This window comes from Pseudoalteromonas sp. M8 (assembly GCF_018141365.1).
Taxonomy (GTDB): domain Bacteria; phylum Pseudomonadota; class Gammaproteobacteria; order Enterobacterales; family Alteromonadaceae; genus Pseudoalteromonas.
In genome coordinates this window covers 999,035-1,024,459 of record NZ_CP047240.1, presented here as the reverse complement: position 1 = coordinate 1,024,459, position 25,425 = coordinate 999,035, and the positions used below count along the sequence as shown (strand labels likewise).

The window sequence follows — 25,425 nt, the reverse complement described above, 5'->3', positions numbered from 1 at the left end:
ATTCACCACTCCAAGAATTGGAGCCAATCAATTCTTGCGGAGAACTGTGAATGCGCAAACCAACCCTTGGCAGAACATATCCATCGCGTCCGCCATCTCCAGCAGCCGCACGCGGCGCATCTCGGGCAGCGTTGGGTCCTGGCCACGGGTGCGCATGATCGTGCTCCTGTCGTTGAGGACCCGGCTAGGCTGGCGGGGTTGCCTTACTGGTTAGCAGAATGAATCACCGATACGCGAGCGAACGTGAAGCGACTGCTGCTGCAAAACGTCTGCGACCTGAGCAACAACATGAATGGTCTTCGGTTTCCGTGTTTCGTAAAGTCTGGAAACGCGGAAGTCCCCTACGTGCTGCTGAAGTTGCCCGCAACAGAGAGTGGAACCAACCGGTGATACCACGATACTATGACTGAGAGTCAACGCCATGAGCGGCCTCATTTCTTATTCTGAGTTACAACAGTCCGCACCGCTGCCGGTAGCTATTGACTATCCGGCTGCACTAGCCCTGCGTCAGATGGCTCTGATCCAAGGCAAACTGCCAAAATATCTGCTGGCACCGGAAGTCAGCGCCCTGCACCATTATGTTCCGGATCTGCATCGCAGGATGCTGCTGGCTACCCTGTGGAACACCTACATCTGTATTAACGAAGCGCTGGCATTGACCCTGAGTGATTTTTCTCTGGTGCCGCCTTATCACTGTTGAAGGCCACCGCTCATCACGCGTTTGCTGACATTGAGCCCTGCCGGCCGATCGGCCTGAGACTCTCAGCACAGGAGACGGCGGGTGACGAGCGTATACTTTTTCGACGCTTGGTTGCGGTCGCGCTAGGCGTGGCCGCCGACGAACCCGCTGGTGTCGCCCTTGCGGAGCAGCGCAAGGCGGACCTTGCCACGACATCCCCTCGCCCGCCGATCGTCTAAATTCGTCGAGGTTAAGAAATTCCCGCTCCGGCGAGGCCATCACCATCACCGGCGTCAGGTAGTGGACATGGCAGCAGCGCACGCAGGGGCACTGTTGCAAAGTTAGCGATGAGGCAGCCTTTTGTCTTATTCAAAGGCCTTACATTTCAGGGTAAGCGGATTAAATGGTTGATCTTACCTTTGCATGAGAGTGAGACAGACCGGCATCTCATCGGATTATCTGGTTGATGCTTCACCTACTGCTGGTGCATGTTTCCTTCGCTAATTCCAGCAAGAACCCCACACGCCTCAACTTCCCGGTCATCGTTGCAACTCGCTCTCAGTGAAACGAGTTGTTTCTCAAGCGCTTGCAGAGCGGTTATCTGCGACCGCACATGAGAGATGTGATCATCGAGCAAGGCGTTGACGGCGGTACAAGGCTGATGAGGGTCGTCCTGATAGCTCTGTAGTTCGTGAACCTCAGCCAGTGACAGGCCCAGGATTCTGCAGCGACGGATGAAGGCCAGCCCCTCACCATGCTTCTCGGTATAGACACGGTAACCGTTGTCCTGCCGATCAGGCGGCGGCAACAAGCCCTGCTGTTCATAGAAGCGGATCGTCTGTGTTTCGACCCCTACCAACTGCGCCAACTGACCAATGCGCATCAGCCTCCTCCCCAACGGATTCTTTACTCTATTGACCTTATAGTAGCTTTATAGTTTTAAATGGTACCACAACATTGTTCAAGTGGAGTCGTATCATGAGCAAATCCTGTGGTGGCGCCTGTGGCGGTGATGCAACGTCCGCAGCGGATACCGATATACAGGCCTCCTCCGAGGCGCCAGGGAGATGGGTCAGTGTTTATGCCGTGCCGAAGATGGACTGTCCATCAGAAGAACGAATGATTCGCCTAGCCCTGAACGGCTTTGAGGAGATTCGGGCGCTGTCCTTCGACTTGTCGAACCGCCGGCTGAAGGTCGTGCATGACGGCGAGGTCGAGCCCGTCACCTCGAAACTGAAGACCTTGGGGCTAGGCGCCTCGCTTCAGGAAACCGTCGCTGCAAATCCGGAGACCATCAAGGCCGCCGAGTTTTCGGCAGCTTCTGCTAAGCAAGAATCCGGGACCCTGCGCTGGTTGCTCGGCATCAATGCACTTCTGTTCGTGGTGGAAATGACTGCCGGTCTGATGGCTCAGTCAACTGGCCTCATTGCAGAGTCTCTGGACAATTTTGCTGATGCGGCAGTGTACGGACTCGCTCTTTATGCGGTTGGGCATAGCGTGAAAAGGCAGGTCCGTGTTGCGCACGTTGCTGGTGTGGTCCAACTGGTTTTGGCTGTTGGCGTACTCGTAGAGGTCGTGAGGCGCTTTGTATTCGGTAGTGAGCCTGAATCGCTGGTGATGATGGCTATCGCATTCGTCGCATTGATTGCCAATACCAGTTGTCTGCTGCTCATATCCAAACATCGGGAAGGCGGGGCGCACATGAAGGCAAGCTGGATATTCTCGGCCAACGACGTGGTGATCAACCTGGGGGTCATCACCGCCGGCGCCCTGGTCGCGTGGACCGGTTCCAATTATCCGGATCTGATTATCGGCACCATCGCGGGGGGCATTGTACTTAACGGTGCCAGACGCATTTTGGCGTTGAAGGGTTAAATAATGCTCATTATTGGCAAAAAGCTCTCGCCGTATGCCCTATTGTCCATATCGGGCCTGCTGGCAGCGTCTGATCAGGCTGTAAAGTGGCTGGTGCAGCAATCAATGGCCTATGGCGAGTATGTTTCGGTGACCCCGTTCTTTAACTGGGTGCACCTATGGAACACCGGTGCCGCATTCAGTCTTTTTGCGAATGGTGGAGGCTGGCAGCGCTACTTTTTTATCGGAATCGCGGTAGTGGTCTCGATTTTTCTGATCAAGCTGATCCTTGAAAATCGTCATAAAGGAGAAGCCATCGCTTACAGTCTTATCCTCGGTGGCGCCATGGGCAACCTGATTGACCGGGTCTTTCGCGGCTATGTTGTGGATTCCTTTGATTTCTATTGGCGAGACTGGCATTGGCCGGCCTTCAACCTGGCTGATATTGCAATTGTCCTCGGTGCCTTACTTTTCGTTTCCAGCAGCTTGTTGGGTAAAAAAGCAAACACCAATGCCGAGTCGGATGGATCTGACTGACACCTACGCCTATACAACACCATGACCGAACTTCCCGACAACATCCTTCACCTGCCGCAATACCAAGTACTGGGCTGCAAATCAACCGACGACGAAATGCACTTCCAGGTGGACGTGCCCGATCCCATCGCCTGCGAGGAATGCGGCGTGCAGGGTGAGTTCGTACGGTTCGGCAAGCGTGACGTTCCCTATCGTGATCTGCCCATCCACAGCAAGCGGGTCACTCTCTGGGTGGTCCGCCGCCGATACACCTGCCGGGCCTGCAAGACAACATTCAGGCCCTAGCTACCGGAGATGGTGGACGGATTCCGTATGACACTGCGGCTGCATGAGTACGTGGAGAAGGAATCCTTCAACCACCCCTACACCTTTGTGGCGGCACAGACCGGCCTGGACGAGAAGACGGTGCGCGACATCTTCAACGCCCGCGCCGAGTTCCTGGGGCGCTGGCACCGCTTCGAGACGCCCCGCATCCTGGGCATTGACGAGCTATACCTGAACAAGCGCTACCGCTGCATTCTGACCAACATTGAGGAGCGAACCCTGCTCGACCTGCTGGCCACCCGCCGCCAGGACGTGGTGACCAACTACCTGATGAAGCTGAAAGACCGGCAGAAGGTCGAGATCGTCAGCATGGACATGTGGAACCCCTACCGGGCAGCGGTCAAGGCTGTGCTGCCCCAGGCCCGTATCGTGGTCGATAAGTTCCATGTGGTGCGCATGGCCAACGATGCCCTAGAGAGTGCGCAAGGGCTCCAGAAAGGAGCTGAAACCGTCCCAGAGCCGGACTCTCAAGGGAGACCGGAAAATCCTGCTGAAACGCGCTCACGAAGTCTCAGACCGGGAACGCTTCATCATGGAGACCTGGACAGGCGCATTCCCGCAACTGCTGGCCGCCTACGAGCACAAGGAACGCTTTTACGGCATCTGGGACGCCACCACACGACCCCAGGCAGAAACCGCCCTGGACGACTGGATAGCCACCATTCCGAAGGGCCAGAAGGAAGTCTGGAGCGATCTGGTCAGGGCTGTGGGCAACTGGCGCGAAGAGATCATGACCTACTTCGAGACGGACATGCCCGTCACCAATGCTTACACGGAGTCCATCAACCGACTGGCCAAGGACAAGAACCGTGAAGGGCGAGGTTACTCCTTCGAGGTGATGCGGGCACGAATGCTCTACACTACGAAGCACAAGAAGAAGGCTCCGACTGCGAAGGTCTCTCCGTTCTACAAGAAAACCATCGGTTACGGACTGCCGGACTTCGCAGAGGAACTCAACTACGGGGTCGATCTATCAACCATCTGAGGGTGGTATCAGGTTGGTGGGGTGAAGGTGCCCCATCAACCATTAAATCCGTATACCCTTTCTTTATAGCGTTATTCGCTATACCTGCAATTGCAGAACACCCCACATCGTTCAGTCAGGCAAAACGATTTGCCCGAGAAATTTACCAAGACAACCAGAGTACGTTTTACTGTGGATGTAGCTATAGCAATGATGGTGCGATTGATGCTGCATCTTGCGGATATGAACCAAGAAAGCAACCGAAACGAGGTGAACGCTTAGAGTGGGAACATGTAGTCTCAGCTTGGGAAATTGGCCATCAACGCCAATGCTGGCAAAATGGTGGTCGTCGGAACTGCGAAAAGAATGATCCTGAGTTTTCTAAAATGGTTTCGGATCTCCATAACCTCGTACCATCTGTAGGAGAGCTCAATGGGGATAGGTCAAATTTTCGATTTGGCATGATTCCGAATGAACCAAGATCCTATGGTCAATGTGATTTCGAAGTTGATTTCAAAGACCGTCGAGCAGAACCACCAGCTAACCGTCAGGGTGATATTGCTAGAATTTATTTCTACATGCGAGATCAATACGGCCTAAGACTCAGTAGGCAACAAACTCAGCTATTTGAAGCTTGGTCAAGAATGGACCCTGTTGACGAATGGGAAAAAGTGCGTGATTTTAAGATTAAAACTATTCAAGGTAACTCTAACTGCCATGTGTCAAATAGCTGTTAATTGAAACTAGCTGAGACAAACTTGTTGGACAAGGTTCTTTTAGCGAAAATCAGATTAACATTACTAAAATTAATCTGATAGTCGGCAACTGCCAAAGTGGACGTTCGGATCTGACTCGCTTTTGAACCATCATCAGCTTTGTCGAATTAAGTCGAATTTTCAATCAATCGTAATTCCCCCAAATTTCTCTCGTATAGCGTCGTTAATATCTATGCATTTAATAAATTGTCAGAAAGGAACCCTAAGTCACTTTGGAAAGTACCCGTTTATCGAAATTAGCGTAATAGCCTATTGATTCGCACACCACTAATAGTTCACGCCACTCATCGCTTTGGAACAAATGCGCCATAGAAAGTTAATCTTATTCGTATTGTTAAGCATCTATTTGGCGCTAATTTGGCTGGTAAATTAATCTCTGTTTTGCCATTCTTCAACGATTGGCTGCCAGTTTACTTCACGAGGCTCACCTGTGGAGTTAGACCATACGTCCCAAAAGTCAGGATCATCAGACTGAGGCCTTTGCTCTTCACTAAGTTCTTTCATTCGAACTAACACCGGTAGTTCTGAAGCCCATCCGAGTAAAATTGCATGTCGAGATGGTAGCGATGGTAGCTCTCTTAATAGCCCCCTCATGTTATCGGGAACAAGCCTATGAACTTGTTCTTGGTCTCTATCATTGCTAATTCTGTGCAGTAAAAAAGTATTACATTGAGAAAGAACAGTAGGAGATAACTCAGAAGGTCGTTGGGATGATACTACTAGTCCCAAACCAAATTTACGCCCTTCGCGAGCGATTTTTTCAAATACTTTGCAGCACACATCAGAAACTGATTGACTCTCACTTTCTTCTTTGTATCGTTTGATAAATGTATGAGCTTCCTCTGCAACCATTACTGTTGGTAATGGTTTTCCATTCATCTTCCGATATCGTTGAAGAGCTTCAAAAGTCACTCTAGAGATTACTGCTGTTACAAGATGGATAATTTCATTGGGAACTAGTGATAGGTCGATAACAGTGATAGCACCATGAGTATCCTTCCCAAGAAAAGTATCTAGCCAATCAGTTAAACTTATTGGTTCCTCAGAATCTTTAGTAACTGCACTAATTCGGGTGTCACCTAGCATTGTGCGAATTCGAGTCAAAAGAAATTCCATGAACTGCTCAGTTCCCGTTTCTTGTGCTAAAGCTTCGAGATAGGCGACGAAGTCATCACCTTCAAAGCGAATAGGCGTATCTTCACTTTTCGGGAGAAGTTCTTGTTCATCACCACCAAGTGCAACATGAGCTTCTTTTAACTCAGAAATCAACTTATCAGTATCACTGACTTCAGGCTTAGCAGGCCACTGTGCTCCTCTTCTGGAAGATAGGTAAGTATTTATCGTGCTTATTACACTATTGAAAGGTTGGTTGTGGATTTTTTCGTTTAATGTTATGAGGCTAGTTTCCCATGACGTTAAACTTTCAACTAAGCCTTTGGCATGACCACCATTCACATATATCTGCCCTTGACTTGCTAGTTGCCTTATTGAAACTAAAAGTATTCCGCAAAAATGTTTTGCTTGAATTGTCACATCATCTTCTGACAACACATCATTTCTCATCGCCCTCAAAGCTCGTCGTAGTAATGGGAGTTGAACTTTTGAACTTGCCTGAGTGAACGCCCCCCATTCTGAACTGTTCCATAGCCATGATGGTACTTTAAGTTCTAACTCACCATAATCAGAGTTAGCCTCTACGCGCAATAAATTCCCCTTATATTTTGACTTTGGACCAAATGCTCGGCTGTACTCCCCGTTAGGATCAAGTATTATAAATCGAGCGTTCGGAGTTTGGCCCTGTTGTAAAACTGCGTCCAGTGACCATTGAATTAGTCCCGCCACAGAGCAAGATTTACCACTACCTGTGTTGCCTAAAACAGCTATATGTCGCCCAAAAAGCTTATCGGGGTCGATTTTTATTTCTGCATTGTTAGCTAGAGGACTATCTCCTATTTTAACCCTTCTGTTTTCACCTGATTCGATTATTGAGTTTAATTGTTGGTCAGTAGGTAAAAGCACTGAATCACCAACTGAAGGAAATGCATCTGTTCCTCTGGTGAATTTGAAACCATCGTTTTTTCTATCGCTTCTCAATGTACCAACGGGGTTGATACTGAGCTTTTTTAGAGGAAAAGGTAAGTCTATCAAGCCAAAATCTTGCAAGCCTCTTCTTTTGGGGTATGGCGAGTGTTCTACTGCGATCCACTCAACTTGACCAACTAGAAATCCATCATCACTGTTTATAAGCACATAACTGTTGATTCGAGGAAAGTTGCGAGGTGAGCCTCCTTGAAGAGAGACTGAGTCTGGGGAATCAATTTCTAAGGAAACTCTAATTTCACTAGGCGATACAAAACCAACGGTTCCGATTCGTAACTGTTCCAGTCTTTCTATAGGCAAGTAACTCATGATGTTACCTCGGTGGTAGTTGCATTACCTGAGTGTTCTGACTGGATAAAGCCTCGCTGTTTTAGTAATTCGGCCATCTTTATTGATGCTTTATCTATGGCTGGTTTAGGTAGATAGTTATCAACCAAAGTTTTTAGATCCCCCAAATGGTCACCCATTAGTAAAGTGATTTGAGCTTTTCTTCCACTTTTACCAATGAAGTTCATAATTCTTTCTAGCGGATCTCCGAAAGCAATGATGACTAGATGGGTAGATGGAACGGTAAGCATATCTTCAATTACTCTGTTTATATGCTCATCACCAAAGCTATAGCCATACGTGACTAATGTACTGTTTGGACGGCTAGTCGCTGCTGCTAAGTCTCTAAATAACTCTACATAGGGGTACTCAGCGGTTTCTCTATCTTTGACTGAATTAGGGTAAATCATAAGTTGTTCATAACTATCGCTTTCGTGCCCCTCTGCTTCTAGAAACGGTTCAACAGAGCGAGCTCCAAAAGGTAGGCCAAAGCGCCTAATCGCACCATCTTGTTCGTGCCAATCTAGAGAACCGTGAAGTTTGGTAAAACGTGCCACTCCTTCCAAATATCTTGGTTCACCACGTATTCCCGGAGGGTTATAGTGATAATCAACTTCTAATCTTGAGGATCTAAAAACGGGAGCAATACTTCCAACAAAACGGTCTATGAGTCTTAAACCAGCAAGTTCAGCACCAACCTCGATAATTCGGTCATAGTTCGTTGTAAAAATATGCAATCTGTCGCGTGTAGCGGTTCTACTTGCAAAGCTCATTAAGAAACTCACAAGATAATTGAAAGTTTCCTCTTTTCGTTTTTTTTCAGCACTTTTAATTAAGTGTTCTCCTGTACTGACAGATTTTGAAAACTCACCTAGACATCGAGACAATTCCCCCTTAATTGCAGCTAAATCAGCTTTTAGGTCTCTATAGGCTGCATATGGAGCCGGGGGGTTTTCAGGTTGCGGGCTATCCAACACTGTTAAAATTTCAAGACCTTTGATAAGTTCATTAATAGCTCTAATTTGATCTTCTATATTTCCTTGTGCGCGACCAGCCGATTTGGCAGCTTTTGTAGCGAATTCATTTATTTCGCTTTGACAGACCGCTAGATCACTGATCCACCCCATTCCAACGGGTGGCACGCCTGTAGCCGACATTTGAATAGACGTACTTAAACCCGCACCGATCAATAGATTTAAATGTTCGGATTGAAAAAGTGCTGTTAACCAAGGCTCAATATTTTGGCGTAATTTCTCTATTGATATTTTAGAACCCTGTTCTCCCCATGAAGTATTCGTTGATAGGATAAAAGGATAAGAATCACTTTGCTCATTGGAGTTTGGTGTTAGCTCAATAATATCAGGAACACTGCCAACTTTAATTTGCTGAATAGTCATAAATACACTTCTCATATTTGTGTGAAAGATATAGCGTTGGGGACACAAACGTCTGCCATGAATATTTACAACTTAAGCCGTTGGCATTGAATCATCCGTCACAACTATCTGAAATCCTTAGTACATCTTCAATCTCGACACCAAGGTGTTCAATCGTGCTTTCGAGCTTAGCATGACATTTTACAATACAGAACGTTTGCATACATATTTGAGGTATCCAAGCCCAAATATGTATGAATTAAAAATGAAGATATTGAGAAAAGTGGCTTAGCTGGGTTGGTCGATTTTGGTTGGCCACGTCAGTTCCTCGCTCATAGCTATCTGTCCGATGTCCAACTCTATTTATCGAAACTACTACAAACACATTTTTGCAAATTTGTCGCAGTTACATAAATGCATATTGATTATTTTTTCTGCTCCATTAGTCCTGCAAAACGGGGCTAACGGAGCAATTTATTCTAATTGTTCCCCGAGACTTCTTCCGTTGCCTCCTGGCGAAGTTTCTGGGCATCCATTCCGTTTAGCCGTTCAATGGCTCTATCTGCGGCACTCTGACGATTTCCATCAACGTTTAGCGTACTTCCTGAGCCTGTGAGTCGTTCCAGATCCAGTGACGGTACTTCGGGTAGGTTGCCTGTTATCGACAAGATACCTATCCATTCATCGAGATTGACTTGGCTCCAATCTACCTGGTTTAACTGACTCGCGGTCAAACCTTCACAGTTTGGTGACTTGGCACTGCCCCAACCAAGGCCCAATTGAGGGCGTACTTGTTCTTGAATGATCCGTGAAAGTGGCGAAGTAAAACAGCAATATGACTGCCGTTTTTCAACACAGGCACCTAAGAACTTAGACTTGCAGTAAGAGCCTACATAGTGGCAACTCTTCAATACCCGCTTGGCGTTCATTTCAAACTCGCTCTGCTCACATTTCCAGATAAGCTGAATGAGGATCATAGTGACTGAATAAATCATGTAGGCCGTCATAACCGTACTCAGAACCGCGCCCGCAGCGCCCCCCAGGGCAAAGTTACCACCCGAAACGACACCATCGGCTCCAACTGCGCCACCAACGTTACTAAACAGTGCCGATTGTGCCCCCGAACCAAAGGTCGTACCTACCCATTCAGCCGTTTTGTTGGTCAACACCTGCATAAAGCCAGTCGCAGCTTGCTCCGCTCCCGCGCCAGCAGCCGTTGATGGCCCAGCCCCCACTAAAGAGTCCCATGCAGACACAAAGGGCTCTTTGACCGCACTCCAGGTACTCGTGATCGGCTCTCTAAGCGTATTCCACGAACCATAGATTGCCGAAGACGGATTCATAGCCATGACTGCCGTATCAAGCTTGTTAACCGCCACTATCATCGTGATGTAGTCCGATAACGACACGCCACTTGGCTTTTCACAGCAATCCACTATACCGCCAACGGCTTTTTTGCACTGGCCAGCATTACCTTTAAAGACCGTACACTCGACGTTGTCTTGGCCATCAGCGCCCGTGCATGACATATCATTGGTCATAAACTGCGCCGCATTAAGCATCGCTGCGGCTTCTGCAAAGTTAGCCTGCTTGATTGACTCTGGCTCTAAACAATCTGTGCCCATGCAGCGAACTGGCCCCTCACAGTTGTATTGAGTTTCCATTCGTGCATTTTGCACTTCAACGCTTTGTCCGCAGTCATACACCAAACTTTGGATATAACAGAAGCCTTCATGACCAGCTCCGCCTTCAGTGCATTCGGTTCTGACATACTGGCAGGCCGGGTTTTGCTCTAGCGCGGCACACGTATTGGTGGTCGTGTTTTGTCCGTTATTGACGATGGTTTGCGTATTACCATTGGCATCTACCCAGCTATCTGAGCTGCCCATGTTGAACTCTGGATGAGCAGTCGAAGCATTGTAGGTCGCTCTTGCCCTCCAGCATGAGAGCCCCAGTCCATCAGAACTGCCGCGACTGGTTAAATGAGCAGGAGACGAAACAACAGCCGGATAAAGACTTCCAAGATTGGCCAACTCGCCACTACCAACCATTAATCCGTCGATTCGTTTTGTACCCGTATCCAAACACTGCCACTGCACCGCAGTGAACTGATCCGTTTGCATCAAGCATTGGTCTATGCCGGGATCACTTGATTGATGAACAATGTCCTGTTCTAAGTACTTGCCGGAGAAGGTCAATGAAGCGCTCAGTTTCGCAGGAACCAAACACTTCTGGACTTCTCGGCTGCAAGTGTCGAAATCGACTTTATTCCAGCCGGATTCACATCTGGAACGAGTGACTTCCTGAGGTTCATGCCACGAAATAATCGACCCATTAACGACCTTGCACAATGAGCCAACCAAGGTTCCTTTTGGACAGGTCATTTCAGGGTACTTAATGGACGGTTTCGTCTCAGTCACCGTCTCCTTGTTGCCCGTCAATGAGAGTGTCGTTTTCCAACCATTTGCCTTCGATGGCGACTCGGTGATTTGTATCTCAGTATTTTGATTATCAAAAATCCTCAGCGTCGCGTTTCCAGTTTGCATAGTACTGCTGTGCTGTGGAACAAAACTGAGCGTTTCGGAGCTAAAGCAACCGCGCTCAATGGACCAGCTTTGTTGATGGGTTTCAGCGGATACACGTCGCTCTAACTGACACTGAGTAAGCGTACTGATCTTCTCGCACACCTGGTAATCCGGTACATGCTTGGTTTCCGTAAATGGCGTAATCGTCTGAGTAGGCTCACAGGCCTCAAAACTACTTGGCATAAGGTTGGATACCACACACTTTGGATCGCTGGTTTGCAATCCACAGTCATAGGTATCGGTAAAACGAATGCATTCACCTTTATCATTGGTTTCGGCACATTCTGACGACATGAATCCACAGGAAGGATTCGCTTCAAGCACTTGGCAGGCCTGATTTTCAATCCCCTTATAGCTTTCATCATCCACACTAACTTGTACACGCCGACACAAAGGCGATATGCCAGCCACTGGGCTTGGGGCAAAATAGGATTCACAAACTGAAACACCATTGACCACCGTACATCCGTTGGTTGAAGACGGCTGATCCGTGCATTGAATGCTGTAGTCTGAAAACTTCGTCGGGATATCCGCTGCTTGTTCGATACAGGATTGTGGCGACCAACTATCATTCATCACCACCTTGGTTGGATCAAAGCGCACCTTGATGCGAGCATACCCCTCACCACTACCTGTAACCGATACGCGAATTTTTACCGGCACGTCTAAACCTGGCTCTACCGCTTTTAGCTTAGCGGTTAAGTCGGTATTTGGATTGCGCTCCCAACTGGTACTGAGCTCGCAGCGACCTGCCGTTTCTGGTGGAAAGTTATTGTTCGGCCCAGACCAGACTTTCTGATCGCCAAGCCACACTTGCATGTAGTCATCCCATTTTGCGTACTCAAGAACGGCAGAGGTAATCGCATCGGGATTCACGACTTTGAGTGTGATGGCCTGTTCAAATACTTTACAACGGCCACTCCAGTAGTTGTCACCAATTCGCCCTATCCAAACCTCAAGACAACCCTCACCACAAGAGCGAAGGTTCATCGGCCCTGAAACATGCTCAATAATGCCTGCCGTGTAATCGTGAGTAATAGTGCAGCTGTTAACCGCTGTATTGAGCCTGTCACATTGCTGGTAGTTTGGGCTGCCTTCACCTTGAGACTCACAGCCGGGGAAGCTTTGCGTTAATAGATTTGGGTCAGTTTGAACCGCATCAGTTAATGCCCAAAGCGGATCATTGACCATATTTGGCCGAGACCTGTCTTTGATTTGCTGTAGCGAACGAAATGCTTCACCCGTAGCGCCACTTTCGGATGCCATGCTCTCTTGGCGCTGTGTCCCCAATTGATTCATGCTGGCATCAGAGCCATAAACGCCCGTTAAGACATCCAATGAGCCTTGATCCATACCAGGGAAAAGCTCTTGCAGGTTAATGGACTCATTACCACTGCCATTCGGCACCGACAATGTATTGCCATTGAGTGCGGGCATCGTCCAGTTTTGCAGCAATTGCTTACCTTCTTGTTGTCCGCTTAGGCCGGATTGGCGCTGCACATCAGCGGCCACACCATGTAAGGGCAAGCACGCCATAGTGATAGATAAAATACCCGCTAACACTCGGGTAAAAAATGTTGGTTTCATAGCTAACCTCCCGAGTTACAGCAGTCTTGCCAGCGCCACAAAATGTAGAGCGCATCTTCTCCGGCACCGGGGATCGTTCGCCACTCTCCCCATTTCATGGTGCTTTCACCAATGACATGCGCACTTTCAGTTTCCGGTACTGGGAAGAACATACTCATCTTGTATTGAGATTTCGGCAGCATGGGTTCGATAACAGGACGGCATAGCGCACTGTTCCCCATTGTTCGTCTTGCAAGACCACGCCTGTGTTGAGCCGCGATTGCACGCGCCGCTAAATGACTGGTGTTTTCTGCTAATGAACCAAAGGCTAAGGTGTGGCCAGATAACGGATAGAGATGTCCCCAACTGCCAGCACACCAAAACAACTGGTCGATGGGTTTACCAAGCGTTGATGAGGCAGCGTCAGCGGTACAAGCAGAGATAGCTAATGGATTGGCAACGGCAGCCGCTTCAGGCTGAGTAAAAAAGGCCAGTTCATCGTTCAGCCATGTCGGGTCCAATTCCGACAAATACATCAAGTCAAAGTCCATGTAACCATCGGCATTGCAATTGCCATCCATGAACAAATCGAGCATGACCAAAAGCGGAAAGGCGTAATAATGGTAATGGTAGAAAGCGAGATCACCGGTATCGTATTCACCCTCACCATGACCACCTTGCAGTCGCCTATCACCTAACGGTAAGCGAATCCCTCCCAGGGAAGGCGAACAACCTGGCGTTCTGACCAGTTCAATCAAACGCGCTGGCTCCCACATGCTGGTAACAATACCTGGCCTTGGCACACCTAAGTTATCTTCACATAAGCAAAATGACTTGTTTGATGCGCCGCTTGGGACATTGCCAGAGCCAAGAGGAAGACCGGCAACCCGGATAGGAAAAATGCATGACCAGCAAACATCCGTCAGCAACTTGCCGGACAATAACCCCGCGTCTGGGCAGGTCAGTTCGGCTTTTGCAGGAATAGATGCGCTTAGGACAAACATGACAACGAGAGTCCACAACAGACGATACGTATTATTGAGCTTTTTCATGAACAAGCTCCTTTGCTGGAATTTCTTCTATTTCAAACGCGAGTCCCTTTGCTTGAACAAACGATGGGGTGACTTGCAGATCAAAGCGCTGCTTTAGCGAGGCATTGAGAAGGTAAACCGGACTATTCAATGTCTTTTCGAGCGCATTGAGGCGATTCCAGCCTTGTGCACGGTCGAGCTGCGTGGTGATAAGCGTAATGCGGCGCAGTGTCCTATCTTGGCCCTCAAGCCAATGCGCAACTGCGTCCACTTCTTCAGCGTTCGACGCATTAAACACCACAAGCTGCTGAGTAAATGGCAAGGCTTTTAGCGGGTTAATACGCGTTCCTGCTGGGATCAATGTTCGGCCATTGGCATCCAATAGTGGCCGCTGCATGACGATGGTTGGATCAACCGTTCTTATCCGATACTGCGTGGCTTTGGGTAAGTCAGTAAATGTTTGGCGAGACCAGAAACGTTCAATGGCTTTTTTCTTTAATGCGCCCAGGTCAAGCGACTGTAAACGCTGCGTCGCCACTTGCATCAAATCCGGTTCTAAAATCGAATGAATAGGACCGCGTTGACCCAATGATCCGGTATTGCCTGTTTCAATTTGACGTTGCAACCAGTCCTTGCTGTAAACCCCCAGTGCACTTGCAGTCACCTTGTCATCTTCTATGCGGAAAATGGCAGGCACGCTAGTCACCCGCCAGTGCACAAAGGCTTTCGGATCGATTCGAACCTGAGGAACAGGATCAAGTCCCACCATCAGCGTATGCCAATCACGGATAGCCGCCCCCAAGGTCTTTCCTTCAGGAATTCCCCGAAACAACACAATAGCGCCGGTAGCACTGGCCTCTTTAAATAGCTGCTTCAGTGAGGAATCCCCCAGTGAGGACGACGCAAATATCAACCATTCATCGCTGTGTTTGAGCGACGCAGGTTGTTCAATCGGTGAAAAAGGCTCGATAAATTCAGATGAACCATCCACAGCACTTTGTAAAATGCTGCGGCTCATTTCAACGATCTTTTTGTCCTCATCAGACAACGGATAAGGCTCTTGTGCCCAGGAAACTTGAACCCAAGCCAATGGAGCAACCAACAAAAATAAGAGGCATAGTCTTCTCATCATCCACCTCCTACCAAAGCGGCCAAGCGCGACCAACAATCTGCTCGCGCTTAACGGCATTCCAATAGCGGGAGTCAAAACTCGTTGCAGCCTCACCGGAAAACCAATATTCGTTTTCTTGCAGCGTCAATGAGCGGCTAAATTCTGTTTCCGCCACACCAAGACGCTGGGCTAATGCCATGCCGGTAGAGACTTCAGCACCGTTCACCAGCACATGCTCAGGCGTCACCTTGACTTCATCCCCAGGCATCCCTGTTAGGCGTTTCAGCATACGAGTACCGTCTTTATATAACGGAGCGAGTCCTTTTGAGTGGAAGGCATACAAACCATCCTTAACGGGCTCTTTATTCCATAGGTCAATCAGATACACCGTGGTATCAGGCAGGCAGCGCTCTTGCTGGGTATCAATACCTATTCGGTAGCGCATCATGGCGTAGGTGCCTACCAAGGCCATGATTAACGCAAGAACAGTCAACCGGATGAGATATGGCCGCCAAGGCATTCTTTTACGGAGTATCTTCATGAGACACCTCCTTTGAGCCTACTGGCACAAATACGGAATCATCAGCACCCACCACCGCTTGGGCATCCAGCACGATGAAACCGGCTGCTTTTAACTTTTCAATTTGCTGATTGGTCTGAAGCAACCTGGATTCGATGTCTTGTTCGCTGGCATTGGGGCCCAGTGACAACACCGCCTCCCCAAAATCCACGACTGCAATGGGCGTACTTAACGCCAACTGGCTGTGGATGGGTTCGAGTGTTTTCATTAAAAGCCAGCTGGTCATTAAACCGCTACCAGCAATAGACAAAGTAATAGAGGCCATAAATGGCCAAAGCGTGGTCTTATTCATAGCCTCGCTCCTTCAACAACTGAGAGATGGCATCAGCAACAGAAAGGCCTTTGCGCGTTAACTGCTTAATCGCGTTTACATCTTCTGCACGGGACGAGTACAACAGCTTGTGAAACGGATCGACGATAAGGCGGCCAATCCCGGTGCCCATTTCGGTAATAAAGAAAATTTCGGAATAGACACCCGTGACGGTATGAACGGTTTTCAGGTATTCGTAGCCGCCTTCACCTAGTGGCAAGCGACCTTCTTTTTTGAGTGCGTTGATGGTTTCAGCTTTTTGGCCAAGCAGGTACATATTGGCCGAGTTTTCAGCGATGGCTTTACCTGTAGGGCTGTCATACAAATCGTTGACCGACTGCGTTACCGTTACAGCACTGCCGCCATATTTTCGAAATCGACGGTAACCCGTCTCGATAAACTTACCGACATCACCTTGAGTCAGCAGATCCCACGCTTCGTCGATAAACACAATCTTGCGACGATCCCGCTCACCTAAGTACATCTCTTGTTGGATTTGGTAGATAAGCTGAAGCAACACCACTTGTTGCAGGTGCTTACGCCCCTTGAGTTCTTCTAACTCCAGAACGGTGAAACGGTTTTTGAAGCGAATATTGTTGTGGCCATTAAAGAAGCGGCCATATTCGCCCTGTGTCGTAAACGGATAGAGCTGCTCACCCACGTCTTGCACACGACGGTCATCGTGATTTTTCAAAGCCTCTGCCACATCATCAACCAACATGGCACGACCTTTTTTCTCCCACAGTTCACGGGTCTGACGCTTTAGGTTGGCCATCTGAAAATCGGTTAATGACTGCGTAGGTGCGGCCATTGCGGCCAATAACCCAACCAACACATCCGCTTCTTCGTCATAGTCCTCAACGATTTCAAACGGATTTAAGCAAATGCCACTGTCTCGCCCGAACTGTAAGAACTCACCGTCATAGACTTCACACAGCTTTTCATAAGAGCGGCCAACATCAATCACCCAGCATTGCCCGCCTTCAGATAAGTAGGAGGAGATGATTTCGTTCACCAGGAATGACTTACCCGATCCCGATTGCGCCGCGATGCAACAATTGTAATTACTGCCCGAGTCATAAAGGGACACACTCATGATCTGGCCATTACGGGAAACAAAGTTAATCACCGGCGTGCCAGTGCCTTTCCAATCCGCAAACAAAGGCAACAGAGGGATCACATGCCGTGTCGCCATGGTCTTGAATCGAAACAAGTCGTTCATCGCTTGGCGGTCAGCACCAAATGGCAAGGCATTCAGGAAAATGGGTAAACAGAAGTACTTGTCTTCCATCAGCTCAAATCCGAGTTCTTTGAAATAAGTTCGAGCATTTGAAACAGAGCTGATGGACGCTTCTTCCGTTGGTGAAAACAGCGTCAAAGTCATATTGGCCCGAATAGGACGATCACCTTCTTGCAAAGCTTCAAAAAGAACATCAAATCCCTTTTTCTTGGCTGCAAGCACCGGCACAAACTTGAGCATCGGGCCATAGGCCTGATTGACCGCCCACTGACGCTTCGTCTCTAAACGAGATCGCATCGCCTCAGCTGAGGGAAAGTGAATGGTGACATTTAGCAAAAAGCTGCCGCGTAAACCGCGACTGCCCGTCATCATATCGCCCGCAAAACTTGCGGCATGACCAAACCAGATCCGCTCAGGCAAGCGTTTAAACGATAAGGTTTTAACTCGGTAATCGCCCAGCATCAGACCTTGGCTATCCACCTTGATAGCTCGGTCATAATCCAACACTTGCTCCCGAAGTGGTTTATCTGCCTCACTGCGGATTGGTGATGGATTGCGCCAGGAAGCATCTTTTCCCCAGTTAAGCTGAGCACTTATTGCCGCGAGCCAGTTTCGGTCAGTCATCTCAGTGACGCGAAAACCAACCGTTGCCAGCGCTTGCGAGAAAGAAGCCCGAAGCGCGGATGCTCGACTCAACTCACGCTCCGTCGGTATAGGACTTTCCAAAGGCAATTTGCAGGTGACGATCAGTTGAAAGTTGCGAACCTGAGTCTGGGTCGATTCTTCTATCGGTTGAACCGTGCCCCCATCGAGAAAATCCGCACGTTTGCGTATCGACGCCCTGAGTAATGGATCGGATTGACGATGCCGTAAGCCCATCATGCGCTGAAGGTCGGTTTGAATATCAGGCGAGGCGTACAGGCCAAATTGCAGCAAAGTGTCTTTTGGCCAGTCGTTGTTGAGAAGAACATTAACCCTGTCTGCAACAGACTCATCACCACCCGGCAATGGGTCACATAGAAAACCAAAGCCAACACTCTGGTCTTCCATGAAAAACAGTTGCTCATCGTCTGAATAGGCCAATACTGGCAAGAGCTCTGAAGCGCGTTGCCCTGAATACAGAGAGGCTTTCATTAACGCCCCTCCAACCAAGCAGAAAGATCATAAGGACGGCCTCGACTGATGCGACCATCATTGGCGACGATGAAAGGCACACCTTGAATGCCCAGGATTTGAGCCGTCACCAAGGTACGCTGCATTGGCTCTAAGTTGCAGGCATCATCCTGTTCTAGGTTACCAATCCGGCCATTGAGCAATGCATCGGTGGCCGCTTTCTTGTCACGCGCACAGCCAAGCTGGCGAACCTGACGCTCTGAATCAGGACCAAGCACTGGTACAGGGAGTATTTGGAAGGTGTATTCTTTGGTTAACGGTAAGGCTTGTTTCAAAAGCTCATGGCAATGCGGGCACCGGGGGTCAACAAAGACCACCACTTTCTTTTTGCCTTCGCCCAGCGTCAGTGGGTTCAAATCATCCATTTTTAAGCCAAGACGACTTAAGTCCAGCGTGTTCCCCGCTTCACGAATTTCTTCAAGGCTGGTAAGCGGCTTTTTGGACCAGGCATCATAGAGCGTGCCATCAATGACGAACCGGCCACTGTCTGACATGAAAACAATGCGGCCATTGCTTTCGACCGCTTTCATACCCGTGACAGGTAAAGAAACCATGCCGTCAATTTTGCCAACGGGCGACACTTCAGACACAGGTTCAGCTTGAACCAAAGGAGACAGCGCAAGCGCCAGAATGATTGGAGATAGTTTTCGCATGAGGAGTCCTCGTTAATGTAAATCGAGGCTCCAGTCTATGCAGTTGTCCTATGTGGACTCGGTTAGATAGATTGAAGAAATCGCAATCTAACTAGGGGGCTTATAGCTCGTTGAGGTTTGTTATAAACGAATTACTCGGCGTTTGCGTTAACAAGCCAATCATCAAGCACTTGCTTCAATTTATCTAATTGCTCTTGATGTTTTGTTTGATTCTTTGCCAATTTGTTAATGTTCTGCAACTTCCAACGAATCGCTGGCAAGTCCGCTGCATTAGGATAGTCAAACAAAGCCCAGTCAGGTTGCCCTCTTTTGAATGACATAAGGAAAGCATGATCTCTTTCTGTGAAATGTTTTTGCAGTTCAATTAACATCATGGGCCTAACAGAGGCTAAGTCTTCGCATTCAACTTTTTCAAAAGTCATTCCGTCAAATTCTGCCTGAAATTTCTCATTCAGAGGCTGCCAGTTTGGCGACATGACTTCATTAATAGGCCGAGGGTGACTTAATGTATAGGTTAAAAAACCCACCAAAATCTCTCTCGAAATCCCTTCACTGCCAAGTAACATACGCACATCAAATAAGTCGCGAGGATGTTGGCGATCCATTGCAGCACACAATTTCCCACCATACAGATCGGGAAGACTGACTACCTGAATCTCAGCATAACCAAACTCGTCTTCAACAGACTCTTGAACTGGCATTATTTCTGCACTATGCAGTGTACCTCTGGCGACGGGCGACACTTCAATTTTGATCGTCGCAACCGGACTTGATACAACGATTCTCAGTTCATCAGCTTTATTATCCTGAAATGCCGCTCTGATATCTGGTTGAGTATTGATTCTGTCTGTAATGCGCTGCAATGCAGCCCTGACATTAATCAAAGCCTCATCTCTTGGTTCAAGTGGAAGATAAGCAAGATCAATATCTACAGATAGCCGAGGAAAATCTCTCACAAATAAATTAATAGCGGTGCCACCTTTAAGTGCAAAAACCGTCTCTGTTGCTACCACAGGAAGCATTCTTATGAGCAAGGAAACCTGTTTGTAATATGGGCTATCTTTATCCATTATGTTGTTCACCTTTTTTGACGCTTAATATCTCTGGCACTGTGATTTGATATCGCTCATCAAAACGTCCTTTTTCGACAACCTGCCGCTTTCCTGCACCCAATTTAATTCTTGTTTCATCTATGCGATTGACCCACTGGTGATCGTAGTATCGACCCAGAAATAGAAATATTCGGTTTGCCTGAACAGAGCTGCTTCGCTCAAGAATATCTTGTACTTTTCTAGGGCTAAGATTGACTAAACCCTGAAATAATTCTGCGACATGCTCAAATGAAATCAGCTTCCCAATAGCGTCTACCACTTCATAGGCAGCAAGTTCTGCACAGCTGACAGTGAGTTCTTTCTCTTTAACCGTGATCCTTTTCAAATCTTTCTCGGGATTCACTTCAAGCTTATGATTTCCACAGTAAAACCAATTCTGATAAGGGAATTCACGAAACCATTTTGGTAAGGACGACTTATTTTTAACGCAAATCCAAACTTGCTCTTTGTTCAGCTGTAAATAGTGACTCAGTCCTTGGTGAGTTAAGCTGCTCAATCCAGCCAAATGAACTGAAACGCCCAATTGCACATCTAATGCTTGAATGGCATCAACCCAAGTTGGCTTTATATCGCCCTGCGCATCTGGACGATAATACACGCCAGAACATAGCTTCTTTAGCCAACCGTTCTGCGCGTACTTTTGAGCCAAGGAATAGCTCACACCGTTTTCAGTCAGCCATTGCTGAAGTACTAGCGCACCAGGAGAAGTATGAGCAACAAGCCAGTTTATCTTAGATGACATTTTAACACCCAAAGTATGAATATCAAGAACAGTATAAACCATATAGTTTATTGTGACAGTGATTTTAACACTTTAGGTATTAATATACCAAATACTGTAAACCAAGCCCGCTAATGCGGCGTTGTTGAAATGAAAAGGTCTACACAACATCACCAATAACCCGATGTTGTGTAGACCTAGTTTGATTACCTTAAGTGAACTGCCTACTGTGGTTCACATTCAGGTGCCCAGTAAAACGGCGCTGATTGCTGGAACTGTTGTGCCAATGACTTCTTGAGTGCTGGCAACAACAGGTAAGGTTGCAGACATAACACTTTCAACGACTGTTGGTGTGTTGTAGAGACCCATACCGCCACCAATGCCCAAGGCAAAAGCCATCAAGCTTTGGCGAGCGATACCGCCCACAATACCCACCAGAACCATGGCTCCCGCTACGATCCGTCCCAAAGTACCTTGGGTCCAATCTTTTAGGGTATCCCACACATCAGTGAAAGCATCACCACCGGTGCCCGCAAATGAGGGCTCCGAAATCATTAACGCCATCAAACCAAGCGCACCAATGGTCATTAGGCGCTGAGTCTGAATGCTGCGAACTGCATTTGTCATTCGTTAGTTTCTCCGTAGATACTCAAGTTATCGCGCTTACCATCAGCTCCCGCTGAGGCTGAATCGCTTTGAGTCTGAAGTGGACGTAGCACTGGCGAAACCGTTCGAGGTGCGGACACCCCAATATCCCACCGGCGCGGTTCAATTTCGGTAAACACGTAGCTGGATAAATTCAGATCTCCACGGTCATCCTCCCAAGGCGCAATCCAAATTCGCATCACCCTTGAAGGAATGCGAATAGGTGCAGATTGCTGCGTCTCAGGTAATGCTGGATGGCTCAACAGTCCTGTTTCTAAATCAGATTGTGAATACCCAGAGGGAGAACCAATTCGAGTCGCCACAGCATCAATCGTCTTGGGTGCAGCGCCATTACTGGTAAGCTCATAGACTTCACGCGCGGATAAACAGCGCACACCGTCAGGCATACCTGGGCATCCATATTCACTACTCCCAAGACCCAATGAACTACAGCCAGACAATAAGGTTGAGCCGACTGCCAATAAAAGTAATCCAGCTTTAGACCACTGTTTTGACTGGTGCTTTGGGTTGTTCTGCATTGATGTCGTCATGGTTAACTCTCCTCTGGATACACATCTTATTGTCTGAAACGGACTTCGATCGGTTAGCAACATGCAGGATTTTTTCATCTTCTTGCACCTCCCCCTTGCGAAGTAGCCAACGACAACGAGGCACCACGAGTGACTATGACTTCAATTTTCCTCGCAGCGTCTACTTCTATGACTGGGAACATATTTTCAGCCATGTCCAAATAGAACTTGGCCACTCTATCCAATGCTTTACCGGTGCCTTTAATCGCAGCGCCTTGTAATGCTTCTTGGCTCATGACTTGTTGGTACAGCTGAGTATCACCGGCATTACCCGTCTGAATCGTCGGAACAGGATTTACATCAAATGCACCAGCCAACCCCTGAAGGAATCCGGCCATCATTGATTTGGCCACCAGCTGGCCTTGTTTCGACACTAATCGGCCACGAATACCGGCTTTGCCGTCTTCACCCACAGCATAAGAATCCAGTCGCGTTTCAATGACGCCACCATCTTCTCTCACACATGAAATGGTCTCGCCTCGCAAATAAGCACGCTCAGAGCTCAAATCACCGTAACCTGCGGCGATCAAGAAACACTCTTTGATATCCGCTCTAAATCGGTTGGGTAAAATGGCTTCCTTTTGAATTCTCAGCAATGCAGGAAAAGGTTCGCGTCTTGCGGACTCGTGAGTAGGTGCATCCAAACCCGTGATCAAAGTACCTGAGATGATGCTGCCTGCCGGTAGGTACAAAGGCGGCGCTTCTTGCACAACAACCTCTGGTTCAGCAACCACTTCAGGTTCAATCATACGAATCGTGATTGGCGGCAATGGAACATCCCGAGCTCGTGTACCTTGGCCATTGGCTGGCTGCTGATAGAGCGGATCAGGCAGCGGCGCATTGGCAAAATAGTCGTCTGGGTTAGACGGCAGTGGCCTTTCTTCATTAGGCAATTCCATGGCAGATAAAGACACTTCAAAACGGCTATTTGTGCCTTCAACTACTGAATCTCCCCCAGCGCGAACATCATCAAGTTCCGCTCTAAGCCGAGCCAACTCCGCATTGACCTCACTGGGTATAGAAGGCGAACCTGGGCTTAGCCGTCCTGAATCGACGTCACGACGCAAGCGCTCAACTTCACGACGTAACTGTTCATTGCGCTCACTGAGTAGTTTTACGTTCGCAGCCAAACTATCGACCCCAACATCACGAGTATTGGTATCCGTAAGAATGTGCCGGATCGTTTCCTGTCGGTTCCGACTGCTTGAGCCATCGTCAGGATTAGGTGAAAACACCATCACCATCAGGATGAGACCACCAGCAATACCGGCAACCGATAGGCCCCGCTTCATGTTCGGGCTCATTTGTTCCCATTGTGCTTTCATCGTTATTCACCTCCCACAAGAAGCGAAGGTCGCTGACTTTCTACCGCTTCTTCACGATGATTGCGAACAACCACATACAACTCAGTCTTTTCACCCGGTAACAAGATATTGCGAGGCCAGTAAGCGCTTGCCACTATATCTGGTGCATGACAGGCTATTTCACTGGCTTCTATCGGCTCATCGGCAAAGCTTTCAACCAGTCCTACATAGACGGTGAAGTAATGTCCCGTCACAATTTGCCCCTGCTTAAAACCAAACTTTAAGCCTGGCTGAAAACATTTAGGGCTTATGTCAGTTTGGACAGCCAAACGGATGTCATAGCCTTGTGGCAACTCATTTAATGCAAGGCGTCTGAGTAAGTCTCGTAGGTTATCAACGTATGGCTGAGCTGTTTCCCAAGTGGCGGCTTTGCGGTTCACGACGCCCTTAATAGGCCACTGCTGACCATCAATAGCTAAGGTAATTTCACGCGGTGGAATACGACGAGGCACTAAGGTGACAGATAATGCGGGCGCTTCCTGACCAGGCGGAGTGATGTAAAGTGAAACCGGTGATTCTTTGTCCGTGGCTACATATACAACATTCCCCTTGATTTGCGTCTGAGCATCACTGGTTGTTCTCACCTGAGGCGATTCAAACGGCGTCACAATTCGATTCAGATGACCAAGTGCTACAGGGATCAGTTCATTAACCCCCGGTGTCATCAGTAGCGTTGTTGGCGTATCCGCTGCAACCGAATTGCTTTGAACCGGTGGATTTGCAGTAGCAGACTGCTTCATCACACTAGCTGGCACAATCGGCAATTCCACGTCTGCATACGACGCTTGTGATAACAGAACGCCACTCAAGCTGATTGCGATTAAACTTGGTGTCATCCATCGACTAATTTTGGTTCGCATCATTCACCCTCCGGTTTTGCTCTTGGGTCAACTTTTCACGAACGCGCTTCGTTCTAGCTTGCCCCTCATACGTATCCATCCAGCTAAGTTTTGGACGGTATTGCTCAATATCGATGTCAAACTCATAGGTGCGAGTTTGGCGCTGTTCATCTCCAGATGGTCCAGAGACCAAGGAATAACCGGTCACAAAGACATGGCCGGTTTCATACTCATACTCCACTTGTCTGGGTTGGAATTTGAGCGTGACTCGGTCTTCCCGGATTTGTCTTGCCTGAATTTCCAGTGCATCGACCACTTGCTGGTACACCGCTGGAGAAAGCAGCGGCTCGATAGCAACCCGGATAAAGGACACATTGCCCGGCGTCACGTTACCCATAAGCTCTGCCAGGTAGAGTCCCCAGGATTCAAGGTAAGGTTGAGTGGCTTGGTTTCGTGACACTTCAGCCGTTTCAGACAAGGTTGGCGGTTGAATGGCTACCACGGTATTGCGAGAAAATGCCGCTACCGCAAGCAGCAAGTTAGATAGCACCAGCACCGCAATCAGAAACCGTTGCCATCGGTTCTCTAATTGCGTGCCTTGCCATGATTTTAAAAACACGTCGAACTTCACGGCAGATAGCTCCTGATAAATGGGTTAGGGATCGTCTTGGCTTTGGTTGGCAACAGTCCGGCCCAGTAGATGGCGTGAAGAATAAAACCATCCGGGCGACCATCACGAAAACGCCGATAGAGCTTGGTTGTCACCAACCCCAACAGGCATAAAACCAAGGCATTACCGGTAAAAATGCCGATCACTAGCCCCAACAGAATGGGAGCCATCTCGTCGGCACTCCAAAGCAGGAAGTGCGGCGGGTCATCGATATAGGACGGAATACTCACAGGTTCCATAGTCACTCCTCGTTGTTTGAATTGAGAAGTGAAGGATGCCTTGGGATTGGCAGGTTCAG

At 48.4% G+C, this 25,425-nt stretch carries 25 protein-coding genes and 1 pseudogene; 6 read left to right on the top strand and 20 right to left on the bottom strand.

The window, feature by feature from the left end:
* Positions 1-27: 27 nt before the first annotated feature.
* A complete protein-coding gene (locus GSF13_RS24990) occupies positions 28-156 on the bottom strand; it encodes a type VI secretion protein (protein ID WP_001260374.1) in 129 nt (42 codons plus the stop codon).
* Positions 157-218: 62 nt separating this feature from the next.
* Here GSF13_RS24990 and GSF13_RS24690 point away from each other — a divergent pair, with 62 nt between their 5' ends.
* Together GSF13_RS24690 and GSF13_RS09330 are read left to right on the top strand one after the other, a co-directional pair.
* The gene (locus GSF13_RS24690; RefSeq protein ID WP_009873362.1) at positions 219-410 is read left to right on the top strand and encodes a hypothetical protein; all 192 of its coding nucleotides are present in this window, start codon (positions 219-221) and stop codon (positions 408-410) included.
* Positions 411-421: 11 nt separating this feature from the next.
* A complete protein-coding gene (locus GSF13_RS09330) occupies positions 422-700 on the top strand; it encodes a tyrosine-type recombinase/integrase (RefSeq protein ID WP_000015696.1) in 279 nt (92 codons plus the stop codon).
* A gap of 229 nt (positions 701-929) precedes the next feature.
* Here GSF13_RS09330 and GSF13_RS24925 read toward each other — a convergent pair whose 3' ends face one another.
* Both GSF13_RS24925 and cadR read right to left on the bottom strand, forming a co-directional pair.
* On the bottom strand, positions 930-1,052 hold the full coding sequence (locus tag GSF13_RS24925) for a hypothetical protein (RefSeq protein WP_001297045.1): 123 nt from the start codon (positions 1,050-1,052) through the stop codon (positions 930-932).
* A gap of 102 nt (positions 1,053-1,154) precedes the next feature.
* Positions 1,155-1,562: a Cd(II)/Pb(II)-responsive transcriptional regulator gene (cadR, locus tag GSF13_RS09325; protein ID WP_053409935.1), complete on the bottom strand. Its 408-nt coding sequence runs from the start codon at positions 1,560-1,562 to the stop codon at positions 1,155-1,157.
* A gap of 95 nt (positions 1,563-1,657) precedes the next feature.
* On the opposite strand from cadR, the gene GSF13_RS09320 reads away from it, so the two are divergent.
* The 4 genes and pseudogenes from GSF13_RS09320 (at position 1,658) to GSF13_RS09305 (ending at position 5,095) form a co-directional block, all read left to right on the top strand.
* Positions 1,658-2,554: a cation transporter gene (locus GSF13_RS09320; RefSeq protein WP_053409936.1), complete on the top strand. Its 897-nt coding sequence runs from the start codon at positions 1,658-1,660 to the stop codon at positions 2,552-2,554.
* A gap of 3 nt (positions 2,555-2,557) precedes the next feature.
* Positions 2,558-3,070: a signal peptidase II gene (lspA, locus tag GSF13_RS09315; protein ID WP_003821921.1), complete on the top strand. Its 513-nt coding sequence runs from the start codon at positions 2,558-2,560 to the stop codon at positions 3,068-3,070.
* A 21-nt stretch (positions 3,071-3,091) separates the two neighbouring features.
* Positions 3,092-4,379, top strand: a pseudogene (locus tag GSF13_RS09310) (ISL3 family transposase).
* A gap of 2 nt (positions 4,380-4,381) precedes the next feature.
* Positions 4,382-5,095, top strand: coding sequence for an endonuclease (locus GSF13_RS09305; protein WP_232015275.1), 714 nt, complete (start codon positions 4,382-4,384; stop codon positions 5,093-5,095).
* A 408-nt stretch (positions 5,096-5,503) separates the two neighbouring features.
* Here GSF13_RS09305 and GSF13_RS09300 read toward each other — a convergent pair whose 3' ends face one another.
* The 17 genes from GSF13_RS09300 to traL form a co-directional block, all read right to left on the bottom strand.
* The gene (locus tag GSF13_RS09300) at positions 5,504-7,543 is read right to left on the bottom strand and encodes a DUF87 domain-containing protein (RefSeq protein ID WP_004249372.1); all 2,040 of its coding nucleotides are present in this window, start codon (positions 7,541-7,543) and stop codon (positions 5,504-5,506) included.
* A complete protein-coding gene (locus GSF13_RS09295) occupies positions 7,540-8,958 on the bottom strand; it encodes an SIR2 family protein (RefSeq protein WP_004249371.1) in 1,419 nt (472 codons plus the stop codon). The genes GSF13_RS09300 and GSF13_RS09295 overlap by 4 nt, the downstream gene beginning before the upstream one ends.
* 458 nt (positions 8,959-9,416) lie before the next feature.
* A complete protein-coding gene (gene traN, locus GSF13_RS09290; RefSeq protein WP_211868036.1) occupies positions 9,417-13,109 on the bottom strand; it encodes a conjugal transfer protein TraN in 3,693 nt (1,230 codons plus the stop codon).
* A gap of 2 nt (positions 13,110-13,111) precedes the next feature.
* Positions 13,112-14,140, bottom strand: a complete 1,029-nt coding sequence (locus tag GSF13_RS09285) for a TraU family protein (protein WP_096036058.1) — start codon at positions 14,138-14,140, stop codon at positions 13,112-13,114.
* Positions 14,124-15,248 carry a TrbC family F-type conjugative pilus assembly protein gene (locus GSF13_RS09280; protein WP_211868985.1) on the bottom strand — a complete coding sequence of 375 codons (1,125 nt, stop codon included), beginning with the start codon at positions 15,246-15,248 and terminating at the stop codon, positions 14,124-14,126. Before GSF13_RS09280 ends, GSF13_RS09285 begins: the two co-directional genes overlap by 17 nt.
* Positions 15,249-15,258: 10 nt before the next feature.
* Positions 15,259-15,771, bottom strand: a complete 513-nt coding sequence (locus GSF13_RS09275; protein WP_211868034.1) for a S26 family signal peptidase — start codon at positions 15,769-15,771, stop codon at positions 15,259-15,261.
* A complete protein-coding gene (locus GSF13_RS09270) occupies positions 15,755-16,102 on the bottom strand; it encodes a plasmid-related protein (protein ID WP_211868032.1) in 348 nt (115 codons plus the stop codon). Before GSF13_RS09270 ends, GSF13_RS09275 begins: the two co-directional genes overlap by 17 nt.
* The gene (gene traC, locus GSF13_RS09265) at positions 16,095-18,494 is read right to left on the bottom strand and encodes a type IV secretion system protein TraC (protein WP_211868030.1); all 2,400 of its coding nucleotides are present in this window, start codon (positions 18,492-18,494) and stop codon (positions 16,095-16,097) included. Before traC ends, GSF13_RS09270 begins: the two co-directional genes overlap by 8 nt.
* Positions 18,494-19,186 (bottom strand): DsbC family protein, encoded by a 693-nt coding sequence (locus GSF13_RS09260; RefSeq protein ID WP_001228924.1) that lies wholly within the window; start codon positions 19,184-19,186, stop codon positions 18,494-18,496. Before GSF13_RS09260 ends, traC begins: the two co-directional genes overlap by 1 nt.
* A gap of 131 nt (positions 19,187-19,317) precedes the next feature.
* Positions 19,318-20,256 (bottom strand): nucleotidyl transferase AbiEii/AbiGii toxin family protein, encoded by a 939-nt coding sequence (locus tag GSF13_RS09255; RefSeq protein ID WP_211868028.1) that lies wholly within the window; start codon positions 20,254-20,256, stop codon positions 19,318-19,320.
* Positions 20,249-21,040, bottom strand: a complete 792-nt coding sequence (locus GSF13_RS09250) for a type IV toxin-antitoxin system AbiEi family antitoxin (RefSeq protein WP_002026815.1) — start codon at positions 21,038-21,040, stop codon at positions 20,249-20,251. Before GSF13_RS09250 ends, GSF13_RS09255 begins: the two co-directional genes overlap by 8 nt.
* Before the next feature lie 219 nt (positions 21,041-21,259).
* Complete coding sequence (traA, locus tag GSF13_RS09245) at positions 21,260-21,646, bottom strand: TraA family conjugative transfer protein (RefSeq protein ID WP_004249359.1); 387 nt, start codon at positions 21,644-21,646, stop codon at positions 21,260-21,262.
* On the bottom strand, positions 21,643-22,215 hold the full coding sequence (gene traV, locus GSF13_RS09240) for a type IV conjugative transfer system lipoprotein TraV (RefSeq protein ID WP_001944091.1): 573 nt from the start codon (positions 22,213-22,215) through the stop codon (positions 21,643-21,645). Before traV ends, traA begins: the two co-directional genes overlap by 4 nt.
* 74 nt (positions 22,216-22,289) lie before the next feature.
* Complete coding sequence (locus GSF13_RS09235) at positions 22,290-23,579, bottom strand: TraB/VirB10 family protein (RefSeq protein WP_211868025.1); 1,290 nt, start codon at positions 23,577-23,579, stop codon at positions 22,290-22,292.
* Between the two features lie 2 nt (positions 23,580-23,581).
* Complete coding sequence (locus GSF13_RS09230) at positions 23,582-24,478, bottom strand: type-F conjugative transfer system secretin TraK (protein WP_175080744.1); 897 nt, start codon at positions 24,476-24,478, stop codon at positions 23,582-23,584.
* The gene (locus tag GSF13_RS09225) at positions 24,462-25,088 is read right to left on the bottom strand and encodes a TraE/TraK family type IV conjugative transfer system protein (protein ID WP_000667170.1); all 627 of its coding nucleotides are present in this window, start codon (positions 25,086-25,088) and stop codon (positions 24,462-24,464) included. The genes GSF13_RS09230 and GSF13_RS09225 overlap by 17 nt, the downstream gene beginning before the upstream one ends.
* Positions 25,085-25,366 carry a type IV conjugative transfer system protein TraL gene (traL, locus tag GSF13_RS09220; protein WP_000433891.1) on the bottom strand — a complete coding sequence of 94 codons (282 nt, stop codon included), beginning with the start codon at positions 25,364-25,366 and terminating at the stop codon, positions 25,085-25,087. The genes GSF13_RS09225 and traL overlap by 4 nt, the downstream gene beginning before the upstream one ends.
* Positions 25,367-25,425: the final 59 nt, after the last annotated feature.